The organism is Micromonospora sp. NPDC051296 (assembly GCF_040682255.1).
Taxonomy (GTDB): Bacteria; Actinomycetota; Actinomycetes; order Mycobacteriales; family Micromonosporaceae; genus Micromonospora; species Micromonospora craterilacus.
Genome location: NZ_JBFBAO010000025.1, coordinates 25,719 through 32,506, shown reverse-complemented (window position 1 = coordinate 32,506; position 6,788 = coordinate 25,719). Strand labels below are relative to the sequence as shown.

At 71.6% G+C, this 6,788-nt stretch carries 7 protein-coding genes; 4 read left to right on the top strand and 3 right to left on the bottom strand.

Annotated elements, in window-relative coordinates; all coding sequences use genetic code 11:
- Positions 1-227: 227 nt before the first annotated feature.
- Entirely contained in the window at positions 228-740 is a 513-nt protein-coding gene (locus AB0M52_RS04975; protein ID WP_363948995.1) for a MarR family transcriptional regulator, read from the bottom strand.
- A gap of 101 nt (positions 741-841) precedes the next feature.
- On the opposite strand from AB0M52_RS04975, the gene AB0M52_RS04970 reads away from it, so the two are divergent.
- Together AB0M52_RS04970 and AB0M52_RS04965 are read left to right on the top strand one after the other, a co-directional pair.
- On the top strand, positions 842-1,423 hold the full coding sequence (locus AB0M52_RS04970) for a YceI family protein (protein WP_363948993.1): 582 nt from the start codon (positions 842-844) through the stop codon (positions 1,421-1,423).
- Between the two features lie 311 nt (positions 1,424-1,734).
- Positions 1,735-3,213, top strand: coding sequence for a glutamate--cysteine ligase (locus AB0M52_RS04965; RefSeq protein ID WP_363948991.1), 1,479 nt, complete (start codon positions 1,735-1,737; stop codon positions 3,211-3,213).
- Between the two features lie 6 nt (positions 3,214-3,219).
- On the opposite strand, the gene AB0M52_RS04960 is transcribed toward AB0M52_RS04965, so the two are convergent.
- Positions 3,220-4,581 carry a hypothetical protein gene (locus tag AB0M52_RS04960; RefSeq protein ID WP_363948988.1) on the bottom strand — a complete coding sequence of 454 codons (1,362 nt, stop codon included), beginning with the start codon at positions 4,579-4,581 and terminating at the stop codon, positions 3,220-3,222.
- A 122-nt stretch (positions 4,582-4,703) separates the two neighbouring features.
- On the opposite strand from AB0M52_RS04960, the gene AB0M52_RS04955 reads away from it, so the two are divergent.
- Both AB0M52_RS04955 and AB0M52_RS04950 read left to right on the top strand, forming a co-directional pair.
- On the top strand, positions 4,704-5,378 hold the full coding sequence (locus tag AB0M52_RS04955; protein ID WP_363948986.1) for a PASTA domain-containing protein: 675 nt from the start codon (positions 4,704-4,706) through the stop codon (positions 5,376-5,378).
- A gap of 100 nt (positions 5,379-5,478) precedes the next feature.
- The gene (locus AB0M52_RS04950) at positions 5,479-6,279 is read left to right on the top strand and encodes a PASTA domain-containing protein (protein ID WP_363948984.1); all 801 of its coding nucleotides are present in this window, start codon (positions 5,479-5,481) and stop codon (positions 6,277-6,279) included.
- A gap of 9 nt (positions 6,280-6,288) precedes the next feature.
- On the opposite strand, the gene AB0M52_RS04945 is transcribed toward AB0M52_RS04950, so the two are convergent.
- Positions 6,289-6,741 carry a hypothetical protein gene (locus AB0M52_RS04945; RefSeq protein WP_363948981.1) on the bottom strand — a complete coding sequence of 151 codons (453 nt, stop codon included), beginning with the start codon at positions 6,739-6,741 and terminating at the stop codon, positions 6,289-6,291.
- Positions 6,742-6,788 lie beyond the last annotated feature (47 nt).

The window sequence follows — 6,788 nt, the reverse complement described above, 5'->3', positions numbered from 1 at the left end:
GCCACCTTTGCTCTGCTTCAACCGACGCAACGGTCACTGCTTGTGTCCGCTGTTGCCGCGCGCTTGGTATTGGTCCGGTGCGCTGTCGCTGGTCAATTGGTTCTGCCGGTCTTTCTGCCGGTGGCGTCACGCTCGGCTGGTGACCCGAACACCGAAGGTCCCGGACGGGTCGCGGTGGGCGTAAACCGGCACCGGGGTGCGGAAGTGTCGACAAACTGTCAGAGATGTCAACACCGGGCGGAAGCGGTCGCGCCCTCGGCCGGGGCGGACCCGCCGCTGCCGGCGGTGGCGCACGGGTGCACGGCGTCGCGCACCCGACGCAGGCCGTCGAGCAGCGCGCTCAGCGCTGCCGGATCGAGTTGGCTGGTGAACCAGTCCTCGATGAGCTGAAGGTGGCCGGGCAGGCTCTCGTCGAGCCGGCGCAGGCCAGCGGCCGTTACGACCGCGTACGAGCTGCGCCGGTCAGAGGGGCAGGCCCGCCGGGCGATCAATCCGTCGCGTTCCATCCGGTCCACGACCCGGGTGACACCGCTGGTGGACAGCGACGTCTGCGCGGCGAGGTCGGTCATCCGCAGCTGGTTGCCGGGTGATCGGCTGAGTCGGGTGAGCACCTCGAACTCGACCGGCGACAGTCCGTGTTCCTCCAGTTGGGTGGCGAACCGGGCGGACAGCCCGGCGTGCACCTCGAAGAGCAGGCCGACGGCGGTGATCCGAGGGTCGTCGAACACGTTCGGGTTCACCAGCCCATCCTACCAATCCTTGACACGAGGAATATTGCCGAGGCTATAGTTGCTGACGCAGCCGTTGGGCTACTAAACAATCTCCTGGAGGGCAGTTTCTCATGACCAGCAGCACCGAGTCGGTTACCCGCGAGTGGAACGGCCTCACCATCCCGGCGGCCGGCACCTACCTGCTGGATGCGGCGCACAAGCGGGTGGGCTTCGTCGCCCGTCACATGATGGTAAGCAAGGTTCGCGGTGAGTTCGCCGACGCCAGCGCGACCATCACCATCGCCGAGGAGCCGCTCGCGTCCTCGGTCTCCGCCACCATCCAGGCCGCCAGCATCAACACCGCCCAGGGCGACCGGGATGGTCACCTGCGCAGCGGTGACTTCCTCGACGCCGAGAAGTACCCCACCCTGGAGTACCGCAGCACCGGCGTGAAGTCCCAGGAGGGCAGCGAGTTCGTCCTCACCGGCGAGCTGACCATCAAGGACGTGACTCGTCCGGTCGAGCTGAAGGTCGAGTTCGAGGGCGTCGGCCGCAGCCCCTTCGGCCAGGACATCTTCGGCTTCTCGGCGACCGCCGAGATCGACCGGGAGGACTTCGGTCTGACCTGGAACGTCGCCCTGGAGTCCGGCGGCGTGCTGGTCGGCAAGAAGATCAAGATCGAGATCGAGGGCGAGGCTATCCGCCAGTCCTGATCTCCGTACACCCCGAAAGGCCCGCGCCCGCACCGCGCGGGCCTTTCGGCTGTCTGTCTCCAGGCCGGCCGCGGTGCGAATTGTCACAAGTTGTTCGCCGGTTGGCCCGGGGGCTGGCTGGCCCGGCTGGGTAGAGATCCCGGTAGGAGCGTTTGGCCAGGCCGGTGCCGGGTTGGTCCGCCCTGCCGGCCGGGTGAACTGCGGCAATGGACCGATCTTTCGGCCCGGCCGGTTCGGCGCTCTTACCGAGTATGGTTCACAATGCGCTGCGGAACGGCATCGTTCCGTCGCGTCGCGCGCCGGGAGGATTCATGGGCAGGGACGTCGATCGAACCGCCTTCTCCCGGGAGGACCGGGTCCGATACCGGCAGAAGGTCCGCCGCTGCCTCGATGTCTTCGCGCTGATGCTGGACGATTTCGGGTTCGACGCCGACCGGCCGATGACCGGGCTGGAGATAGAGCTCAACCTGGTGGATCCGGCGGCCGAGCCGGCGATGCGGAACGAGGAGATCCTCGCCGCCATCGCCGATCCCCTGTTCCAGACCGAGCTGGGACAGTTCAATCTGGAGCTGAACGCCAACCCGCGCCTGATCTCCGGCGGCGGGTTCGCCGACTACGAACGTGACCTGAGCGGCAGCCTGACCAGGGCGAACGAGCGGGCGGCACGGTCGGACACCCGGATCGTCCTGGTCGGCATCCTGCCCACGCTGAACGAGCGCCACCTGGTGGCGGACAATCTCTCCACCAACGAGCGGTACCGGGTGCTCAACGACCAGATCGTCGGCGCCCGAGGCGAGGACATCGAACTCGACATCCGGGGCGTCGAGCGACTGCGTACGTACACCGACTCGATCGCCCCGGAGGCCGCCTGCACCAGCCTCCAGTTCCACCTCCAGGTCGCGCCGGACAGTTTCGCCGACTACTGGAACGCCTCACAGGCGATCGCTGCGGCGCAGGTGGCAGTGGGCGCCAACTCGCCCTTCCTGTACGGCCGTCAGCTCTGGGCGGAGACCCGGATCGCCCTGTTCGAGCAGGCCACCGACACCCGGCCGGACGAGTTGAAAGCCCAGGGCGTACGCCCTCGGGTCTGGTTCGGGGAACGGTGGATCACCTCGATCTTCGACCTGTTCGAGGAGAACGTCCGCTACTTCCCGCCGTTGCTGCCGATCTGCGAGACCGAGGACCCGGTGGAGGTCCTGCACGCCGGCGGCGTACCCGAGCTGGCCGAGTTGCGGCTGCACAACGGCACCGTCTACCGGTGGAACCGGCCGGTGTACGACATCATGGACGGCCGGCCGCACCTGCGGGTGGAGAACCGGGTGCTACCGGCCGGGCCGACCGTGGTCGACATGCTGGCCAACGCCGCCTTCTACTTCGGGCTGGCCCGCGGCCTGGCCGAGGCCGACCGCCCCATCTGGAGCCAGCTCACCTTCAGCTCGGCCGAGGAGAACTTCCACGCCGCGGCCCGGCGCGGCATGGACGCCGTCCTGCACTGGCCGCGGCTGGGCGAGGTGCCGGTGACCACGTTGGTGCTCGACGTGCTGCTGCCGATCGCCGCGGCCGGGCTCGACGGTTTCGGAGTGTCTCCGGCCGAGCGCGACCGCCTGCTCGGCATCATCGAGCAGCGCTGCCGGATCGGCCGCAACGGAGCGGTCTGGCAGACCGCCACGGTCTGGGCCGCCGAGCGGCACCGGAGCCTGGACCGCCGCGCCGCGCTGCACTACATGCTGCAGCGGTACGCCGAGTTGCAGGGCACCAACGAGCCAGTGCACACCTGGCCGATCGACTGACGGTTCTCAGCGGGGCCGGCGTGGCGGTCGGGCCCGGCGTCCGGTGGTGTCGGACGCCGAGTTGGCATCGGCCGCCGCTGCCTTTCCCGCCGCCGCCGTTGACGCTGCCGATTCCCCGGCGGTCACGGCCGGCGGGGTGGTCGGAGTCGCCGCCACGTCGGCGGGCGTCGCCACCTCGGCGGGCGTAGAGGAGGACGCGCGTCGCCGGCCGGTTGTGCCGGTCGCGGCGCGGGTTCCGGTCGTGGCGCCGGCGGGCACCGGCTCGCCACCGGTGCGCCCGGCAGGCTCGCCGGCTGCCTTCGGGTCCGGATCGGTGGCCAGTTTGTCGTCGTCCCCGACCCGCTGTCGGGGCACCGTCGCGGTGGGTCCGCCGTCGGTGGTCGGGCGGCTCTGCTCACGTCGAGCCGCCCGCTGGGCGAGCGCCGCGACCAGGACGGATCCGCCGATTCCGACGATCACCGCGTACGGGGCGATGAGGTGGGCCGACACCTGCTCCGGGCTGATCGCGGTCAGCCTCGGCACGGCCAGGAAATACGCGACCGCCACCAGCAGCGGCCCGGCGGCACCTGAGGCGGTGGCACCGACCCGCCGGCCGGCCTCGCGGACGCCGCGTCGGGCGGCCAGCGTACCGATCAGCAGCGCCGAGCCGAGCGAGAGGACCGCCCCCGGCCAGTAGAAGTAGTCCCGGATCCAGAACTGGTCGCTGCCCGAGCTGAGCTGCCAGATGCCCAACTGCGCGGTGGTCAGCCCGCGGCCGGCGAGCACCGAGTCGACCACGGCGACGACCGCGAGCAGCCACAACCAGCCGGCGGTGGCGATGACATTGGTGGCTGCCGCCCGGCAGCGCAGCGCCCAGAGCGCCACCAGCGCCCCGACGAGCACGCCGACCGCCGCGTACCCGGCGGCCATGTCCCGAGGTGACGGAGTGTCCGGCACCACCGCGACCCGCGCCGGTACCGCGACCAGCAACACTGTGATCAGTGCGCCCATACCGGCCGCACCGGCCAGCGCGATCCACCACACACCGCCGTTGCCGCCGTCCCGGCTGGTACCGGTGGCCGGGCTCGGGTCGACCGCCCGGCCGGCCAGTGGGACGGCGGTGCCGTCGGGTCCGGCGTCCGGTCGGGACACGGCGGAGCGGCGGTCGTGCAGCCGTTGCGCGCAGACCGCGCCGAAGATCGTCGAGGTGGCGGCGATCCAGGTGGCCCAGATCAGGCTGGCCACCCAGGCCGCCGTGCCGGCGGTCGTCTCGGCCGGTGCCCAGTTGAGAATGCCCAGGCCGTACCCGAAACCCAGTTGAGCGGCCCCGGCGCCGGCTGCCACGCCGGCCGCGGTGGCGATCGATCCTCCCCAGCCCTGTCTGGCCATGCCGGGCAGCGTAACGTCCTGTGGTCGGTGCGGCGAGTCGTGCGCGGTACCGGGCGGTGAACGGTGACGGACAGTGCTTGGCACCGGCGGGTACGGTCGCCGGCGATAAGGCGGTGGGCGGTATGACGGACGGAACCACGGATCGGGAGACGGGGCGCGACGACACCGGCCCGGACCGGGTGACGCTGATGGTCGGCGGCGGCATCGCGGCCGCCCTGCTCGCGGTCATCGGGGCGGCTGGCGGCTGGGTGCTGGCCGGGGATGAGAAGCCACCGGTGACGCCCGCCGAGGCGACCGGCAGCCGCAGTCCCAGCGCCCAGACCAGTCCGCCACCGCGCGAACGGCCGACGCCGACCACCGCGGCGCCCAGCAGCACCGCGCCGACCCGGCCCACCGGGCTGGCCGTGCCGGACCTGGTGGGCATGGACTTCGAGGAAGCCCGGGAGGAACTGCGCGGTCTGGGGCTGGGCTGGCAGTTCGTCTTCGGCAGCGGGAACAGCTCCAGCGTGCTGAGCACCAACCCGACGGCCGGTACGCCGGTGCGCCGCGGCGTCACCGTCGTGGTCACCGTGGCTGGCTCAGCGCCGCCGAACTCGGTGCCGGACCTGCTCGGGATGAAGTGCCGCGACGCGGCGGCCGAACTCGTCGACAACGGGTTCTCGCCCCGCTACCCGAACGGACGCTCCGGAACGGTCACCGCCCAGGAGCCTGAGGGCGGCGCGGTCCGGAAGTGGAACGACATCGTCTACATCTCATGCGGCACCCCGAGCGGGGACGAGAGCGCTTCGCCACAGTGACGCGCACCCGACACGCTGATGCCGGCCGGTGGCCTGGGAAACCGTTAGGTTGACCGTCGAGGGCCCTGCGCCCGCCCGGCTCCGGAAAGGACGTGCCGGCATGAGCCACGATCGCCAGGAGCCGCCGGACGACGCGACTCGTCCGCTGTCGCCGGCGAGCGGGAATCCCGACGAAACCGCGCCGCTGGGGCGTACCCCGGACGAGACCGCGCCGTTGGGGCGTACCCCCGATGAGACCGCGCCGCTGGGGCGTACGACGGAGGAATCACCGGCGGCGACGGCGCCGTCGCCGCCGGCGCAGCGATCCGGGCCGGCGGCGTGGTCGGGGCGTGCGGAGGTGCCGTCGGTCCGGCCGGGCGCCGACCGCGAACTGTCGGGCAATGAGTGGTACGCCGACGAGCAGGCGGGGCGGCCGTGGTGGTTGCCGATCCTCTGGGGCATCGTCGTGTTGCTGTTGGTCGCCCTGCTGGGTGTCGGGCTGTGGCTGGCCCGTCAGGCGTTGGACGAGGGTGGATCGGCTCCGCAGTCGCCGCTGCCGACGACGTCGGCGCCACCGACCACCGCGTCGGCCTCCCCTACCACGCGTTCGCCCTCGCCACCGCCGACGACCAGCCCGGCGCCGGCCCAGCTTCCGGTGCCGCCGCTGGTCGGCCTGTCCGAGGCGGCGGCACGGGCGATGCTGGACCAGCTCGATCTCGGCTACCAGGTGCGGTACCGGCCGTCGGACCAGCCGGCGGGCACCGTCATCGCCACCGACCCCGAGACGGGCCAGCTGGTCCAGGCGGGCGACGAGGTCACGCTGGTGGTGGCCGCGGCCAGCCCGAGCCCGTCGGAGACGACGGGTGCACCGACCGGTACGCCGACCGCCGAGCCAACCGCCACGGTGAGCCCCACCGGGTGAGTGGTGGGCTCACCACATGCGGCGTCTGGTGCCGACCAGCCCCAGCCCGGCGAGAGAGATCGCCAGTCCGAACACGCCGGACCAGAACAGTGATCGACTGAGTTCCTCGGCGGTGTACCCACCGGTGGCCCGGGCGGATGGGGCCGGATCACGCTCCGGTGATTCGGGTGACGGGTCGGAGCCGCCGGACAGCGCGGCCGGGTCACCGGCCGGCGGGCCGGCCTGGTCGCCGGTGGCGAACCCGTCCCAGGCGCCGGACATGTCGTCCGGCCCTATCGGGTCGCTCTCCACCACGGTGATTTCCGGTGCCGGTACAGGTTCGGCCAGCCGGGTGGACGACAGGGCGGGATCCCGGACCAGCACCACCAGGGTGGTGGCGGCACCGAGCAGTGCCAGGAGCCCGAAGGCGTAGGCGATACGGGACCGGTGAGGCCGCCGCGCGGACAGATTGACCATGGCCATCCCAGGTTCGGGGCCCTGGACGCGCGGGGTGGAAACGTGCCGGGGTG

Excerpts from the sequence above, each read along its gene's own strand:
- AB0M52_RS04950 (WP_363948984.1), top strand. The coding sequence starts at position 5,479 with ATGAGCCACGATCGCCAGGAGCCGCCGGACGACGCGACTCGTCCGCTG.
- AB0M52_RS04970 (WP_363948993.1), top strand. The coding sequence starts at position 842 with ATGACCAGCAGCACCGAGTCGGTTACCCGCGAGTGGAACGGCCTCACC.
- AB0M52_RS04955 (WP_363948986.1), top strand. The coding sequence starts at position 4,704 with ATGACGGACGGAACCACGGATCGGGAGACGGGGCGCGACGACACCGGC.
- AB0M52_RS04965 (WP_363948991.1), top strand. The coding sequence starts at position 1,735 with ATGGGCAGGGACGTCGATCGAACCGCCTTCTCCCGGGAGGACCGGGTC.
- AB0M52_RS04960 (WP_363948988.1), bottom strand. The coding sequence starts at position 4,581 with ATGGCCAGACAGGGCTGGGGAGGATCGATCGCCACCGCGGCCGGCGTG.
- AB0M52_RS04945 (WP_363948981.1), bottom strand. The coding sequence starts at position 6,741 with ATGGCCATGGTCAATCTGTCCGCGCGGCGGCCTCACCGGTCCCGTATC.